The sequence below is a fragment of the Cupriavidus sp. C1SS-2L genome (genome assembly GCF_057073735.1).
This window is the reverse complement of record NZ_CP172709.1, coordinates 105,149-121,381: the sequence shown is the minus strand read 5'-3', so window position 1 is coordinate 121,381 and position 16,233 is coordinate 105,149. Positions and strand designations below refer to the sequence as shown.

The 16,233-nt window shown below is 65.5% G+C and carries 13 protein-coding genes; 7 read left to right on the top strand and 6 right to left on the bottom strand.

Annotation, left to right across the window (positions count from 1 at the left end):
* Positions 1–11: 11 nt before the first annotated feature.
* Positions 12–1,016, bottom strand: coding sequence for a tripartite tricarboxylate transporter substrate binding protein (locus tag ACIGJG_RS18315; protein WP_011299673.1), 1,005 nt, complete (start codon positions 1,014–1,016; stop codon positions 12–14).
* Positions 1,017–1,356: 340 nt separating this feature from the next.
* On the opposite strand from ACIGJG_RS18315, the gene ACIGJG_RS18310 reads away from it, so the two are divergent.
* Positions 1,357–2,505 (top strand): AraC family transcriptional regulator, encoded by a 1,149-nt coding sequence (locus ACIGJG_RS18310; protein ID WP_483673714.1) that lies wholly within the window; start codon positions 1,357–1,359, stop codon positions 2,503–2,505.
* Positions 2,506–2,592: 87 nt separating this feature from the next.
* On the opposite strand, the gene ACIGJG_RS18305 is transcribed toward ACIGJG_RS18310, so the two are convergent.
* Together ACIGJG_RS18305 and ACIGJG_RS18300 are read right to left on the bottom strand one after the other, a co-directional pair.
* Positions 2,593–3,816, bottom strand: coding sequence for a CaiB/BaiF CoA transferase family protein (locus tag ACIGJG_RS18305; protein WP_041680111.1), 1,224 nt, complete (start codon positions 3,814–3,816; stop codon positions 2,593–2,595).
* A 13-nt stretch (positions 3,817–3,829) separates the two neighbouring features.
* Positions 3,830–4,744: an SDR family NAD(P)-dependent oxidoreductase gene (locus ACIGJG_RS18300; RefSeq protein WP_011299670.1), complete on the bottom strand. Its 915-nt coding sequence runs from the start codon at positions 4,742–4,744 to the stop codon at positions 3,830–3,832.
* Between the two features lie 193 nt (positions 4,745–4,937).
* On the opposite strand from ACIGJG_RS18300, the gene ACIGJG_RS18295 reads away from it, so the two are divergent.
* Positions 4,938–5,840 (top strand): LysR family transcriptional regulator, encoded by a 903-nt coding sequence (locus ACIGJG_RS18295; protein WP_011299669.1) that lies wholly within the window; start codon positions 4,938–4,940, stop codon positions 5,838–5,840.
* A 36-nt stretch (positions 5,841–5,876) separates the two neighbouring features.
* Here the strand turns inward: ACIGJG_RS18295 and ACIGJG_RS18290 are convergent, their stop codons facing one another.
* Entirely contained in the window at positions 5,877–6,362 is a 486-nt protein-coding gene (locus tag ACIGJG_RS18290) for a DUF2628 domain-containing protein (protein ID WP_011299668.1), read from the bottom strand.
* 937 nt (positions 6,363–7,299) lie between these two features.
* Between ACIGJG_RS18290 and ACIGJG_RS18285 the strand changes: the two genes are divergently transcribed.
* The 5 genes from ACIGJG_RS18285 (at position 7,300) to ACIGJG_RS18265 (ending at position 12,845) form a co-directional block, all read left to right on the top strand.
* The gene (locus ACIGJG_RS18285; protein WP_011299667.1) at positions 7,300–8,469 is read left to right on the top strand and encodes an acyl-CoA dehydrogenase family protein; all 1,170 of its coding nucleotides are present in this window, start codon (positions 7,300–7,302) and stop codon (positions 8,467–8,469) included.
* Positions 8,470–8,477: 8 nt separating this feature from the next.
* Entirely contained in the window at positions 8,478–9,677 is a 1,200-nt protein-coding gene (locus tag ACIGJG_RS18280) for a CaiB/BaiF CoA transferase family protein (protein ID WP_011299666.1), read from the top strand.
* Positions 9,678–9,740: 63 nt separating this feature from the next.
* The gene (locus ACIGJG_RS18275) at positions 9,741–11,114 is read left to right on the top strand and encodes an MmgE/PrpD family protein (protein WP_011299665.1); all 1,374 of its coding nucleotides are present in this window, start codon (positions 9,741–9,743) and stop codon (positions 11,112–11,114) included.
* 10 nt (positions 11,115–11,124) lie between these two features.
* Positions 11,125–11,964, top strand: coding sequence for an HpcH/HpaI aldolase/citrate lyase family protein (locus ACIGJG_RS18270; protein ID WP_011299664.1), 840 nt, complete (start codon positions 11,125–11,127; stop codon positions 11,962–11,964).
* Positions 11,965–11,981: 17 nt separating this feature from the next.
* Positions 11,982–12,845: an HTD2 family dehydratase gene (locus ACIGJG_RS18265; protein WP_011299663.1), complete on the top strand. Its 864-nt coding sequence runs from the start codon at positions 11,982–11,984 to the stop codon at positions 12,843–12,845.
* A gap of 597 nt (positions 12,846–13,442) precedes the next feature.
* Here ACIGJG_RS18265 and ACIGJG_RS18260 read toward each other — a convergent pair.
* Together ACIGJG_RS18260 and ACIGJG_RS18255 are read right to left on the bottom strand one after the other, a co-directional pair.
* Positions 13,443–14,411 carry a Bug family tripartite tricarboxylate transporter substrate binding protein gene (locus ACIGJG_RS18260; protein WP_011299662.1) on the bottom strand — a complete coding sequence of 323 codons (969 nt, stop codon included), beginning with the start codon at positions 14,409–14,411 and terminating at the stop codon, positions 13,443–13,445.
* A gap of 92 nt (positions 14,412–14,503) precedes the next feature.
* Entirely contained in the window at positions 14,504–16,018 is a 1,515-nt protein-coding gene (locus tag ACIGJG_RS18255; RefSeq protein ID WP_483673712.1) for a class I adenylate-forming enzyme family protein, read from the bottom strand.
* Positions 16,019–16,233 lie beyond the last annotated feature (215 nt).

The following is a 16,233-nucleotide window of genomic DNA, read 5'->3' as shown; positions in this document are numbered from 1 at the left end:
CAGGCAAAGGCTCAGTCAAGACGAATGTTGTGGGTACGGATCACCTTGCCCCAGCGTACGTAGTCGGACTGCACGGTCTGGGCAAAGGCATCGGGCGTGCTGCCGGTCAGGATCACGCCCAGTTCGTTCATGCGCGCGCGCACCGCAGGGTCGGCAAGCACCTTGTTGACGTCGGCCGAGAACTTCTCGACGATCGCGCGCGGCGTGGCGGCCGGCAGCAGCAGGCCGAACCAGCCGAGCGAATCCATGCCGGCGATGCCGGCTTCCTTGAATGTCGGCACATCAGGCAGTTGCGGCGAACGCGAAGCACCCGTCACGGCAAGCGCGCGCAGGCGCCCGGAGGCGTTATGCGGTTTGGCGCCCATTACGGAGATCACCGCCGATGGCACTTGGCCGCCGAGCAGGTCGTTCAACTCAGGCGCCTCGCCCTTGTAGGAGACATGGATCATGTCCAGCTTGGCGGTCTCGTTGAAGATCTCGCCGTAGAGATGGCCGCTCGAACCGGTGCCGTACGAGCCGAAGGAATACTGTTTAGGCTTGGCGCGCACCAGCGCAATGAATTCCTTCAGGTTCGTGGCTGGCACTGCGCCGTTGACGGCGAACACGAGGTTCGTGGTACCAAGCTCAGACACGGGCGCGAAATCCTTCACCGGGTCGAACGGGGCCTTGGTGTAAAGACTCGGCGCCTGCACGAGCGTCGTGATGGTGAGCAGTGCGGTGTAGCCGTCCGGCTCGGCGCGTGCCACCACTTCCGAGCCGATCATACTGCTGGCGCCAGGGCGGTTCTCCACCACGACGGGACGCTTCCAGGCCTTGCCCAGACCGTCGGCAATGGCACGCGCCAGGACGTCAGTCGCCCCGCCGGCCGGATAAGGAACCACCAGGCGCACGGATTTCGACGGGAAGGCCACTTGCGCCATCGCCGAACCGGCGCCCAGCAAGCCGGTTGCGACCCCGCCCAATGCCAGCAACCCGGCACCAAGACGCTGCAATGCACTACGACGATTTGCCTGCATGTGGTTGTCTCCTTTGTGTTTTTGGTTCGCGGCGAAGGGCTCTGCCCGTTTTGCTGACGCCGGCGATGTATCCGTTGGCGTGGCCGTGTCCGGCTTGCCGGTGGCGGTCCGTTCGGTGCGGACCTTTCCACAGCGAGAGGGTGCGCGATGGGAGGTGGTCCGGACAATGACCAGACGACCCAAAATGATTGGCCGAATCGCTCAGTTGAAAGGCAGGCTTTGGCAAATCCCGATTGTGCGGTGCGACCCGACCGCGATAAGGTCTGCCTCAGGCCACCATGCCGCCAGTCCGCCATTGCCAGGGCAATGCCCGGCGCGCCCCAACACGACGAGGAGACTCATGCACATCGTTGCCACGCCCGCTCACCGGCATCCCGTGCCGGGCATGCCGCGCAGCATCGCCGCGCCGGGTCCGGCGTTGGCCGGCACCGCCAGCACGGTTATGACAACGCTGGCCGCAGCGCCGGCGCCGGCGCGCCACACGATCGCCATCCATCACGTCCAGCAGATCGTGCTCGGCGTGCGCCGGCTCGGCGGCGATATCGATGCGCTGCTGCGCCGCGCGGCCATCTCGCCGGCACTGCTGGCATCGCCCACCGCGCGCGTCACGCAAGACCAGTACGCCGCACTGATCCGCACGCTGCGCCGCATCACGCGCGACGAACTCTGGGGCCTGCTCAGCCGCCCCGTGCCGCCGGGGGTGTTCGCCCAGGCTGCCAGTGCAATGATCCACTGCGCGACGCTGGAAGAAGCGATCCAGGCCGGGCTGCGCCAGTACCGGCTGCACATCGGCGACTTCACGCCTCGGTTGCACCGCAGCGACGATGGCAAGACCGTTTCCGTGCAATTGCAAGCGCATGCGCCGGCAACGCCGTGCCACGTGTTCGCGGAGTCGACGTTCGTCTTCCACGCCTACGGCCTGATCAACTGGCTGGTGGCACGGCGCGTGCCACTGGCCCGCGTCGACCTGAGCGCGGGTCCGCCCAAGGGACAGACCGACACCGAGCGCATCTTCAACACGACGGTCCGGTACGGGCAGCCCTGCACGGCGCTGCATTTCGATGCCGCCTGGCTGCGACTGCCGGTGATGCAGGATGCCACCGGCCTCGGCGAGTTCCTGCGCGAGGCGCCGCACAAGTTGCTGGTGCGCTACCGCGACAACAGTTGCCTGGCCGAACGCATCCGCCTGCACCTGCGCTCGCACCTCGACGACGAACTGCCATCGCTGGAGCAGATGGCGCAGATGCTGCGCCTGACGCCGCAAACGCTGCGCCGGCGGCTGCGCGACGAAGGGCGCGGCTACCAGAATATCAAGGACAACCTGCGGCGCGACGTAGCGATCGGCATGCTCGAGCGCTCCGACCTCTCGCTGCAGCAGGTCGCACTGCGGCTCGGCTTTTCAGAGCCGAGCACCTTCCACCGCGCGTTCAAGAAATGGACGGGCGTGGCGCCCGGCGAATACCGGCAGCTCGCAAGCGCCGGCAGCTAACGAGCCGGCAAAACCAGCGCAAACAAAAAAAGCCGGCGATGACAACGCCATCGCCGGCTTGACCCTGTCGGGCTTTTATGCCCGCGCTCAGACCACGCCCTGCTCCCGCAGTGCAGCGATCCGCTCCGCGGACAAACCGAGCACTTCGGCGAGCACACGTTCCGTGTGTTCGCCAAGGCGCGGCGGCGGCGCGTCATATTGCACCGGCGTGGTTGACAGCCGCAGCGGGCTCTTGACCGTCGGGCAGATCGCACCGTCCTTGCGGACCAGGTCGACCTGCAGTTCGCGATGACGGACCTGCGGGTCGTCGAGCACCTGCGCGTAGTCGTTGATCGGCCCGCACGGAATGCCCTGCGCCTCCAGCGCCTCGACCCAGAGTGCGGTCGGACGTGTGCGCATATGGGCCTCGAGCATCGGCACCAGCAATTCGCGGTGGATGATACGACCCGAGCCCGTGGCAAAGCGCTCGTCGACGGCCAGATCCGGACGCTCGATACCCCGGCAATACGCCTGCCACTGGCCGTCGTTGCCGGCCGCGACAATCATGTAGCCATCCGACGTCGCAAAGACGTGGTACGGCACCATGTTCGCGTGCGCATTGCCATAGCGCGGCATGGCCTGGCCGGTAATGCGCTGGGCGATGATCGGCGTCGCGCCCACGGCCACCACGGCGTCGAGCAGGGCCATGTCGATATGCTGGCCTTCGCCCGTGCGCTCGGCATGCCGCAGTGCGGCAAGCACAGCCACGGTCGCGTACATGCCGGTCAGCACGTCTACCACCGCCACGCCGACCTTCTGCGGACCGCCACCGGGCAGGTCGTCGCGCTCGCCGGTCACGCTCATCAGTCCGCCGATGCCCTGGAAGATGAAGTCGTAGCCCGGCTTGTGCGCGCTGGGCCCGGTCTGGCCATAGCCGGTAATCGAGCAATAGACCAGCGCCGGATTGATCGCCTTGAGGCTTTCATAGTCGAGCCCGTAGCGCTTCAGGTCGCCGACCTTGTAGTTCTCGAGGACGATGTGCGACTTGGCCGCGAGTTCGCGCACGATCGCCTGCCCTTCCGGGCTCGCGATGTCAAGCGTCAGCGACTGCTTGCCGCGATTGGCGCCGGCGAAGTAGGTGGCATCGCGCGAAGGCTGGCCTTCAGGATCCGGCAACCATGGCGGGCCCCAGGAGCGCGTGTCGTCGCCGACCCGGGGGCGTTCCACCTTGATGACTTCCGCGCCGAGATCCGCCAGGTTCTGCGCGCACCACGGCCCGGCCAGGATGCGCGACAGGTCGAGCACCCGGACACCGGCCAGTGCGCCCTGCATGGCGGGCGCCATCTCAGATCGGATCCCAGCTGATCACGTCGGGCGAGCGCTCGAGCTTGAAGAAGCTGTTGCGCATGGCCGGCATGGCGATCTCGCCAATCGATTCCGGCGTCCAGCCTTCGCTCATGTGCACCGAGCGCACCGGGCGCGGCTGGCTCATCAGGATGATTTCGTTGGCGCGCACGGCGAAGATCTGACCGTTGACCTCGGCTGCGGACGGGCTGGCCAGGTAGACGGCCACAGGGCCGATCTTGCCGGCTTCCATCTTCTGCAGCTTGGCCACGCGTGCCTTCTCTTCCGGCGTCTCGGCCGGGATCGAGCTGGTCATGCGGCTCCATGCGAACGGCGCGATGCAGTTCGAGCGCACGTTGAAGCGCTGCATGTCGAGTGCGATCGACTTCGACAGCGCGGCGATGCCGAGCTTGGCGGCCGAGTAGTTGGCTTGGCCCAGATTGCCGATCAGGCCCGAAGTCGACGTCATGTGCACGAAGGCGCCGCCTTCCTGGTCCTTGAAATAGTTGGCTGCGGCGCGGCTCACGAAGAAGGTGCCGTGCAGGTGCACGTCGATAACCGAACGCCATTCCTCTTCATTCATCTTGAAGAACATGCGGTCGCGCAGGTTGCCGGCGTTGTTGACCACGGCATCGATGCGGCCGAAGTTGTCGAGCGCGCACTGGACGATGGCGTTAGCACCGTTCCAGGTCGACACGCTGTCGGTGTTCGCCACGGCCTCGCCGCCGGCCGCGCGGATTTCTTCCACCACGCGCTGTGCGGGACCGGCATCGCCACCTTCGCCGGTCATCGACACGCCAAGGTCGTTGACCACGACCTTGGCGCCGGCAGCTGCCATCGCCAGCGCGATACCGCGCCCGATTCCACCACCCGCGCCCGTTACCAGCGCTACCTTGCCTGCCATCAAACCGCTCATTGCGTTGCTCCTCTGAATGCTTTTCCCGGTCAACAGACCGCGTTTCTGGCGACAATAACGGCTGCCCGCGACGGCCGTGCCAGTCGCAGGCAAGCATGTCCGGATGTTATTGCCACGCGAGATACGATAAATTGGCGGCTGAAACATTGGAATTCACGAATCGCAAAAGTGGCCTTTGGCCTGACGGAACCCCATGCATTACGACCTGACCGACCTGCGCCTTTTCCTCAACGTCGGTGAAACGGAAAACCTGACCCGCGCAGCGGAGCGCAGTTTCCTGTCCCTGCCGGCAGCCAGCACGCGCATCAAGCAACTGGAAGAGGCGTTCCAGACCCAGCTCCTGATCCGCCAGGTGAAAGGCGTCAGGCTGACCCCGGCCGGCGATACACTGCTGCACCATGCGCGCGAGGTGTTCCGCGAGCTCGAATGCCTGCACTCCGACCTGCGTCCCTATGCCAAGGGCGTCAAGGGCAAGGTCCGCCTGCTGGCCAATACGACCGCCACCAACTCGTTCCTGGCGACGGGCCTGTCCCGTTTTCTAAGTGAAAACCCTGACGTCGATGTGGAGCTGGAAGAGCATCTGTCGCAGGAAATCGTGTCCGCGATCAGCGCGGGCGCGGCGGACCTTGGCATTGTGGCGGGCGAAGTCGCGACCCAGGATCTCGACGTCATGCACCTGTGCAGCGACGAACTGATCGTGATTGCGCCGGTCAACCACCCGCTGCCGCAGTTCAAGCGGCTGCACTTCGCCGACCTGCTGGATACCTGCCGCTTCGTCGGCCTGAACCAGTTCAGCGCGATCCAGTCCTTCCTCGACCGCATCGCCAGCGGCATGGGCAAGCGTATCAGCCTGCGCATCCAGGTCGGCAGCTTCGACGCGGTCTGCCGCATGGTCGAGGCCGGCGCCGGCATCGCCATCGTGCCGAACAGCTGTGCGCGCCGCTATGCGAGTCGCAAGGTGCTGCGCTTTATCTCGCTGGAAGATGAATGGGCGCGCCGCGAATTGCGCCTGTGCCGCCGCCCGGGCCGCGAACTGCCACAGTTCGCCGAAACCCTGATCCAGTACCTGGTCGACGCTGCGCGCGAGCCTGTATAGAGTTGGCAATACATGGCCGTTCGCCCACTGGCGGCGCTAGGCCACCAGCCTCGCGAGCGGCCGCAGCGACACCAGCATGACCGCGATCAGCAGCGCCATGGCCGCCACACCCGGCCAGCTCGTGCGGCCGCAGCGCGCAAGGGAATCGTTGACCACTTCGGGCGACCAGTGGTAATCGCGCAGGCGCTGGATCGTCGATTCCGCATGCATGCGGTACAGCTGGTTACCGTAGAAGCCGAGGACCAGCGCCATGGCATAGGCTAGCGGCCGTGCGAGCACATCCGGCATCTGGACATGGAACAATGCGTGCAGCACCGGTTCGGCGCACAGGACGATGGCGTAGACGCCGACCTGCCAGTACATGCGGCGGTAGGCCATCCAGAAGGGCCCAAAGAAGAACGCGGCCCAGTTCCACGCCATGCCGTTGTTCGCCGCCGCGACCTGCCAGCGAGCGCGGTAGTACGGGAAACGGGATCCTACGAACACGGCGAACGCCGCTTCGTCACTGATGATTGCTTTCATGCCACACTCCCCTGCGGTGGGCCCCTGACGACGGGGCCTCTGCGACAGAGCATAGGCCTGCGCCGCTGCGCGGAGCGTGCGGTTGCGCGCAGAAAGATCGAATTTCCCGACTGCGCGCGGCGGGCCGGCACGAGAGCCAATCAGCTGCCTGGAATGTGCGTGCGAAGCAGGACAGCGCCCTGCCGTTGATCGTGCCGCATGGGGCGGGCGCGCGGGCGACATGGCGACGCAGCGCGGCCTTGCCCGGCGGCACCGCAGTGCCGCCGGGCGCGCCGTCTACGCCCCTCGCGGACATCGTCCCGTCTCGCCGCCATGTGCCGGCCCTGTGCGCCAGGTGAGGACGTAATCCGTTTTGCTTCCCCTGCTTTTTTTGGCGGACCGCAGGTGACGCCTCCCCGTCGCCAATGCGAACCGCCATGCCATTGTGACCGATGCGCGGCGCCGTATCATGATCAAAATTAGTGATGCGCACCGCGATTCTTCGCGTGGCAGGCGCTCGCCACGTCACGCCACACAAATGCGATGCCGTCCTACAGCGCAACCGGATGCCCCCGGACACGACAGCGCAGCCGTTCCTTCTATCGTGAATACGTACAAAAAAGGAAGGAGCACATCATGCCCTATATCATCGCGTGGCTTCTCGGCGTTCCGGCCTTCGTGCTGATCCTGATCTGGCTGTTCATGCGCTGATACGCTCCGCGCCAATAGCATGCCAGAAGACGCCCGGCTCGCCGGGCGTCTTGCTATTGGGGCTGGCCTTTCACCGCAGAATGCGCACGCTGTGCCGGCCTCGCATCTGGGCTCCACACTGGCCCGCCCCCAAGCCGCACCTAAGCCGCACCTAAGCCGCACCTAAGCCGCTCTTTCGCAAATCCGAATTTCAGGCCAAAGGGCTGTCGGGAATAATGGCCCCATTCAAATCGACCGGGCCTACCCCATGTTTGCAGATCAGGATCAAGACCAGCTTTTCCCGGAAATCCGCGAAGCCGTACGCGACCTTTGCGCGGGTTTCGATTCGGCCTACTGGCAGCGCATTGAAGAACAGAACGGTTTTCCCGAGGAATTCGTTCAGGCGCTTACCCACGCGGGCTGGCTGTCGGCCCTGATCCCCGAGGCCTACGGCGGTTCGGGCCTGTCGCTGACGGCCGCCTCGGTCATCATGGAAGAAATCAACCGCAACGGCGGCAACTCCGGCGCCTGCCACGGCCAGATGTACGTGATGGGCTGCCTGCTGCGCCACGGTTCGGAAGAGCAAAAGAAGCGCTGGCTGCCGGGCATCGCCTCGGGCGAACTGCGCATGCAGTCGATGGCTGTGACCGAGCCGACCACCGGCACCGACACCACCAAACTCAAGACCACTGCCGTGCGCAAGGGCGACAAGTACGTCGTCAACGGCTCGAAGGTGTGGATTTCGCGCGTGCAGCACTCGGACCTGATGCTGCTGCTGGCCCGCACCACGCCGCTCGACCAGGTCAAGCGCAAGTCCGAGGGTCTGTCGGTGTTCGTGGTCGACCTGCGTGAAGCCATCGGCAAGGGCCTGACAGTTCGGCCGATCCGCAACATGGTCAACCACGAGACCAACGAACTGTTCTTCGACAACCTCGAAGTGCCGGCCGAAAACCTGATCGGCGAGGAAGGCAAGGGCCTCAAGTACATCCTCGACGGCATGAACGCCGAGCGCATCCTGATCGCCGCCGAGTGCATCGGCGATGGCTACTGGTTCGTCGAGCGCGCGAGCAACTATGCACGCGAGCGCATTGTGTTCGACCGCCCGATCGGCCAGAACCAGGGCATTCAGTTCCCGATCGCACGCTCCTACGTCAACGTCGAAGCCGCCAGCCTGATGCGCTACAAGGCTGCAGCGCTGTTCGACGCCGGCAAGCCGTGCGGCAAGGAAGCCAACATCTCCAAGCTGCTCGCCGCCGATGCATCGTGGGAGGCGGCCAACGTCTGCCTGCAGACGCACGGCGGCTTCGGCTTCGCGGCCGAGTACGACATCGAGCGCAAGTTCCGCGAGACCCGCCTGTACCAGGTCGCACCGATCTCGACCAACCTGATCCTGTCCTACGTGGCCGAGCACGTGCTCGAGCTGCCGCGTTCGTTCTGAGGCCGCGCATGACTGCATCTACGCCCAACGGCATCCGGCCGCTCGACGGCATCCGCGTGGTGTCGCTCGAACACGCGGTCGCGGCCCCTTTCGCCACGCGCCAGCTTGCCGATCTCGGTGCGCGCGTGATCAAGATCGAGCGCCCTGGCGTGGGCGATTTCGCCCGCGGCTATGACGAGACCGTGCACGGCCAGTCGTCGTACTTTGTCTGGCTCAACCGCGGCAAGGAGAGCCTGACGCTCGACCTGAAAGACGCCGAGGCACAAGCCATCCTGCACAAGTTGCTGGCCGATGCCGACGTACTGGTGCAGAACCTCGCCCCTGGCGCCGCCGCGCGCATGGGCCTCGACTTCGACACCCTGCATCCGCGCTACGAAAAGCTGATCGTCTGCGATATCTCGGGCTACGGCGACGCGGGCCCCTATCGCGACAAGAAGGCCTATGACCTGCTGATCCAGGCCGCGGCCGGCCTGGTCGGCCTGACTGGCGGCCCGAACGAGCCGTCGCGTGCCGGCGTGTCGATTGCCGACATCTCGGCCGGCATGTACGCCTACAGCGGCATCCTCTCGGCGCTGCTGCAGCGCGGGCGCACCGGCAAGGGCCTGCGCGTGCAGGTCACCATGCTGGAAACCATGGCGGAGTGGATGAACCAGGTGCTCTACCTCGGTCACTACGGCGGCAAGCCGCCGGCGCGCGTCGGCGCCTCGCACCCGACCATCGCGCCGTATGGCATTCATCGCACTGCCAATGGCAGCGTGATCTTCAGCGTGCAGAACGAGCGCGAGTTCGCCAACTTCTGCGAGATCGTGCTCGGCAATCGCGAACTCGCACAGGACGAGCGGTTCTCAAGCAATACCGCGCGCGTGCGCAACCGGCCCGAACTCACCACCATCATCGAGGATCGCTTCTCGACGCTGACCGTGGCACAGGTCGAGGAATTGCTCGACCAGGCACAGATTGCCAACGCCCCGATGAACGACATCGAAGGCGTGTGGAATCATCCGCAGTTGCAGGCGCGCGAGCGCTGGCGCAAGGTGGAGACGCCGAATGGCACCGTCGACGCGCTGCTGCCGCCGGCCAATCTTTCCGGCGTGGAGCCGGCGATGGGCGCCATCCCCGCCCTGGGCGCGCACACCGCTTCCATCCTGGCCGAACTCGGCTATGGCGCTTCGGACGTCGAAGCCCTGGCCGCCAAGAAAGTCGTCTGAGCGGAAGGGTCCGGCTTCGCCCGGGCCTTTCCCTTTTTCAAACGTTACCGGCACCCAGCCAACATGAGCGCTGACCACACCTACCCGACCCGCCAGCTCTGCGAATTCCTCGCCCGCTTCACGCTGGCTGACGTACCCGCCCCTGTCATCGAGCGCACCAAGGACCTGTTCCTTGACTGGATCGCCTCGGCGATTGCCGGCAAAGATGCTCCCGCCGTATGCAAGATCCAGGAATTCGCGGCCGCCATGGGCCCGTCGACCGGCGACGCTGAAGTCTTCGTCGACCGTCGCCGCACCTCGCCGTACTTTGCCGCGCTGATCAACGGCGCGTCGTCGCACGTGGTCGAGCAGGACGATGTGCACAATGGCTCGGTGCTGCACCCGGCTGCCGTGGTGTTCCCGGCCGTGGTCGCCGCCGCGCAGGCGGAAGGCAAGACCGGCGCGGAGGTGCTGCTGGCGTCCATCGCCGGTTACGAAGCAGGCATCCGCATCGGCGAATTCATGGGCCGGTCGCACTACCGCATCTTCCACACCACGGGCACGGTCGGCACGCTGGCTGCCGCTGCAGCGGTCGCGAAGCTCTACAACCTCGACGCCGAAGGCATCAACCAGGCGCTGGGCTCGGCCGGCACGCAAGCCGCCGGCCTGTGGGAATTCCTGCGCGATGCTGCGGACTCGAAGCAGTTGCACACCGCCAAGGCCGCCGCCGACGGCCTGCAATCCGCGTGGCTGGCCCGTGCCGGCTTCACCGGTGCGAAGCAGATCCTTGAAGGCGCACAGGGCATGGCCGCCGGCATGTCGAGCGATGCGAACCCGGCCTGCCTGACCGATGGCCTGGGCACGCGCTGGGCCACGGCCGAGACCTCGTTCAAGTTCTTCGCCTCGTGCCGCCACACCCATCCGGCTGCCGACGCGCTGAAGGTGCTGATGCAACGCGAGGGCGTCAGCGCCGACCAGATCGCCAGCGTCACGACGCATGTGCACCAGGGCGCCATCGATGTTCTCGGCCCGGTGGTCAACCCGACCACTATCCATCAGGCCAAGTTCTCGATGGGTACGGTGCTGGGCCTGGTTGCCGTGCACGGTCACGCCGGCCTGCCCGAGTTCGAGCAGCACGCGCTGCAGGACGCGAAGGTTGCCTGCTTCCGCGGCAAGGTGGAGATGGAGCTTGACGACGAGATCAACGCCGCCTACCCGCGCCAGTGGATCGGCCGCGTGACGGTGCGCACCACCGACGGCCGCACGCTGGCCGCGCGCGTCGATGTGCCCAAGGGCGATCCGGACAACACGCTCTCGCGCCCCGAGCTTGAGGCCAAGGCGCTGCAGCTGGGCGCATTCCGCCACGGTGCGACCGAGGCCGAGATGCGTGTGATCATTGCGCGCGTGTGGGCCCTGGAAAGCGCACCGACCGTCAACGACTGGCTGCCCGCACGCTGAGGCACAGACCATGTCCACTGCAGTCACCTACCTGTTTGTGCCGGGCGACCGGCCCGAACGCTTTGACAAGGCCGCCGCGGCGAAGCCCGATGTGATGGTCCTCGACCTCGAGGATGCCGTGCATCCGGACGCCAAGCCGGCGGCGCGCCAGGCCATTGCGGATTGGCTAGCCGCGGGCGCCGCTGCCAATGCCAATGTACGCATCAATGACAGCGCCGCTGCGGGCTTCGCCGCCGACATCGAATGGCTGCGCAGTTTGCCGAAGGGCACGCCATTGGCGGGCCTGATGGTGCCAAAGGCGGAAGACGCCGCGGCACTGGCTGCGATCACCGAGGTCCTGCGCGGGATCAATCCGGAAGCCGAGCTGATCGCCATCATCGAAACCGCGCTCGGGCTGCATCAGGTTGATGCCGTGGCGACTGCCAACGGTGTTGCCCGGCTGGCATTCGGTTCGCTCGACTATGCGGTCGACCTGGGCTGCAGCCACACGCGCGATGCGCTGGCCTATGCGCGTGCGCGTATCGTTCTGGCATCGCGCGTGGCTGGCCTGACGCCTCCCGTCGACGGCGTCACCACGGCGCTGAAGGATGAGTCCGTCCTGGCCGACGACGTGGCCTATGCCCGCGCACTTGGCTTTGGCGGCAAGCTCTGCATCCACCCGGCACAGCTCGGTGCGGTTCGTGCCGGCTTCCTGCCCTCGCCCGAGCAACTCGACTGGGCGCGGCGCGTGCTGGAAGCGACCGCCAGCGGCAGCCATGCCGTGCAGGTGGACGGCAAGATGGTGGATCGCCCCGTCATCGAACAGGCGCGTCGCCTGCTCGCGCTGGCGCAACCGTCAGCGGCACACTGAACACGAAGGTAGTCGTCATGACCCAGAACTCCCAACTCGACCATCTGCGCACATGGATCGGCCGCAGCGAATCGCGCACCGAGACACTGACGCCGGAACCGGTGATCGGCCTGGCCGCCACCTTTGACCTTGACACGGAAGCCGTGGTGCGGGGGCCGCTGCCGCCGCTGTGGCACTGGCTCTACTTCCTGCCGCGCGCGCCGCAGCGTGATATCGGCGCCGACGGCCATCCGGCTCTCGGTGGCTTCATGCCGCCCGTGCCGCTGCCGCGCCGCATGTGGGCCGGCAGCGAGCTGTCGTTCGAACGCCCGATTCACGTCGGCGACACCGTGACGCGTACTTCGACCATCCAGGACGTCCAGCACAAGTCCGGCCGCAGCGGCGAACTGTGGTTCGTCGCCGTTGACCACGAACTGAGCGTCAACGGCCAGATTGCCGTGCGCGAGCGCCACGACATCGTCTATCGCGCCATGCCGGAAATCGGCAAGCCGCAGCCGCCGCGTCCGCGCCTGGAGCATACGGCGCAATGGCAACGCACGCTGCGCGCCGATCCGGTCATGCTGTTCCGTTATTCGGCGCTGACCTTCAACGGCCACCGCATCCACTACGACCGCGAGTACACGCGGGACGTGGAAGGCTACCCGGGCCTCGTCGTGCACGGCCCGATGCAGGCCATGCTGATGCTCGACCTGGTGGCGCGCGAACAGCCCCAGGCACATGTGCGGCGCTTCGGTTTCCGCGGACTGGCACCGCTGTTCGACCAGGACATCATCACCGTTGGCGGCACGGCCGATCCGGCACAAGCCGGCAAGCTGATCCTCTGGACCGGAGACGATGCTGGGGGCCAGGCGATGCAAGGGTGGGCCGAGATCGAAAGCTGATCAAGTTCTCGATTGCAGAAGCGCAAAAGGGGCAAGCGTCAGGCTTGCCCCTTTTTTGTTGGTCCTCCGGCCGAATGGCCGGCATGCGCGAAGGAAGAGAGAGAGAAAAGCAGACCTCGGGCGCCAGCGAAGTTGATGAGCTTGCCGCCGACTACGACCGCGCGCAGCGCAGCCGAAGGCGTCCCACCACTGCCCTCATTGGAACGCTGTACCCGTGTCCGTCTTGGGGATCGTCCAAAAGCCGTCCCGCGCCAGGCACAGTTTCTGACTCACATAGCGTTAGCAGGGTGGAACGGCTGACCACCGTGACAGGCGTCCAAAGCCGTTGGAACCACTGCCGCCGTGGAATTGATGGCCAGCGGCAACGACGCGTTTTTCTGCTTACTCTTTTGTCGCTCGGACAAAAGAGTAAGTCGCCGGCTACGCCGGCGAAACAGCGGCGTCTGTCAAGCACGACCATTCAATCCAACCCAGACCCCTAAAACCGGCAAAACCACCCAACCACGGCGCCAGCCAAAAGCAAAGCACTACCTTCGCAATTTCGGCGATGAACCATCGGTGTACCGCACAAGACAGCGCAGCACACCCGATCTTCGATCAATCAGCCTGGATATTCGCCGTCTTGACCACGCCACCCCACAGCTTCAGTTCCCGCTGGATGCGGTCAGCGAGCGGCTTCGGACCGGAGATGTTGAGGTCGTAGCCACCGGCCGTCATGCGCTGCTTGAACGCCGGATCGTCGCCGATGGTCTTCTGCGCCTTGATGAGCTTGTCGACCACGTCGGCAGGCAGCTTCTGCGGGCCGATCAGCGCATACCAGCCGGTCAGGTCATAGTCCTTCAGACCGGACTCGATCATAGTCGGCACGTTCGGCAGCGCCGGGTTGCGCGTCTTCGACGTGACCGCCAGTGCCCGTACCTTGCCACCGTTGATATGGCCGATGGCCGTACCGGTGATGTCGAACATGAACGTCACCTTGCCGCTCATCACGTCGGCCATCGCCGGCGAGTTGCCCTTGTACGGCACATGCAGCATCTTGACGTGGCTCATTTGCGCGAGCAGTTCAGCGGACAGGTGGTTGGACGCTCCGACGCCCGCCGAGCCGAACGACACATCGTCCGGATGCTTGCGCGCGTAGTCGACCAGTTCGCCGACGTTCTTCGCCGGGAAGTCCTTGTTCACGAGCAGCACATTGGTGTAGTCCGTGATCAGGCCGATGTACGTAAAGTCCTTGAGCGGATTGAAATTGACCGAGCGCTGGATCAGCGGCGTCATGGTCATGGTCGGGCTAGCCACGAAATACAGCGTGTAACCATCCGGTGCCGACTTGGCGGTCAGGTCGGCGGCAATGGCGCCGCTTGCCCCGGCACGGTTGTCCACGACCACTGGCTGGTGCAGCGCACGGCCGAGCTGGTCGGCATAGATGCGCGCCGCGGTGTCGACCGGACCGCCAGGTGCATAGCCCACGATCAGCTTGATCGGGCGCGACGGATACGCATCGGCCGCCCATGCAGCCCCGTGCAGCAGCGTTGCCATCATCGCGGCAACGGTCATCCAACGTTTCATGTTGTCTCCTCCAGATTGACTTTGTATTACCCGCCGAACGCGAATCGCGATTCGCGATTCGCGTCCGGCGGCAAGAAAAAAGGGCCGGGCAATCAGCCCAGCAGGGCCCGCAGCGGCTGCTTGAGCAGCTTGCCGCTCGCCGTCGTGGGAATCACATCGATCACGCGCACTTCCGCCGGGCGCTTGTACGGTGCGAGGCTGTCCCGCAGATAAGCGTCGAGCTTGGCGCGATCGGGTTCGACGCCGTCCTGCATCTCGATGAAGGCCACGACTTCTTCATTGCCGTCGCTGGTGTTGCGACCGACCACGGCCGACTGCCGCACGCCCGGGAACGCGTTGATCACGGATTCCACTTCGATCGGGTACACATTGAAGCCCGAGCGGATGATCAGGTCCTTCGAACGGCCCGAGATGAACAGCGCGCCGTCGGCGTCGAGGTAGCCAAGGTCGCCGGTATTGAGCCAGCCGCCCGGCAACAACGCTTCGGCGGTCTGATCGGGGTTGCGGTAGTAGCCGAGCATCACACCCGGGCCGCGCACACGGATCTGGCCGCGCTCGCCGGCCGGCAGCAGATTGCCGTCGCCATCGGTGATATTGATCTCGACGCCTTCGACGATGTAGCCGGCCGAGCAGTCGGCACGCGGTGCTTCCATGCGCGTGATGAACAGCGAGCCGGCGTATTCGGTGATGCCATAGCCATGGTGCAGCGGCTGGCCGAAGTACGTTTCCACGTCGCCCTTGAGGGTCGGATCCAGCGGCGCGCCGCCGGTGTAGAGATAGCGCAGCCGCGGATAGGTCTTGCGCTCGCGCTGCTGCGCGACCGCCATGATGCGCGTGAACATCGTGGGCACGCCCTGCAGGATGGTGACGCCCGGCGATTCCAGCGCGTCGAACACCTCGTCCGCATCGAAGCGCGGACGCAGGAACAGGCTGGCACCCCCGTACAGCGTGGCCAGCAGCACCGTGGCAATGCCGAAGATATGCGACATCGGCAGCGCGCCGTACGCGACATCGGCTTGCCCCATGTTGCGCGAGGTCGCGGAAATGCGCGCGAAGTGCGCCAGGCCTTCATGCGGCACCATGACGCCCTTCGGGGCACCGGTCGTGCCCGAGGTGTAGATCAGCGTGGCAACTTTGCGCGCCTGTCCGGCCGGTACGCGGTCGGGCGCGGTTGCGGCGCGGACCACGGTCATGCCCTCGTCATACACCGGGCAGGCCGTGACCTTCGCATCGAGCCGGCGGCCATGCGCGGCGGCCACGTCGGAAACGTGCCCCGTGAACAGCACCAGCGCTGGCTGCGCATGATCGCGGATATTGTCGATTTCGCGCGCCGACAGGCGGGCATTGACCTGGATCGGCCATGCATGCAGCGTGCTGCAGGCGAACATGGTAATGACCATCTCGTTGCAGTTCTCGCCGACCACCATTACGCGGTCACCCTCGCCCACGCCCTGCGCGGCGAGCCAGTCCCGTGCGCTCTCGATGCGGCGCCACAGGTCGCCGTAGCTGATGACGTTGCCGCTTTCGTGCAGGCAAGGCGCCTGCGGCGTTTGCGTGGCCCAGTGACGGGGAATATCGTGGATGAACTCGGGGCGGAAGGAAGACATGATGCTCGCTGCTCGATCGGGATTGGAATGCGCCAAATGCGTCGAAGAATGCACTGCAACGCACTTGCCGCAGGTCATGGAGTGTGCGCCATGTATTCCGGGGAAGCCATTTCGAATTCGCTAAGGCCGTCTTCGGCGGCGCTTCGCACGGCACAGCGGTTCTGCCTGAACGAAGGGCACCTTTGCCATTGATGAAGAACCGAACGGCAAGCCCC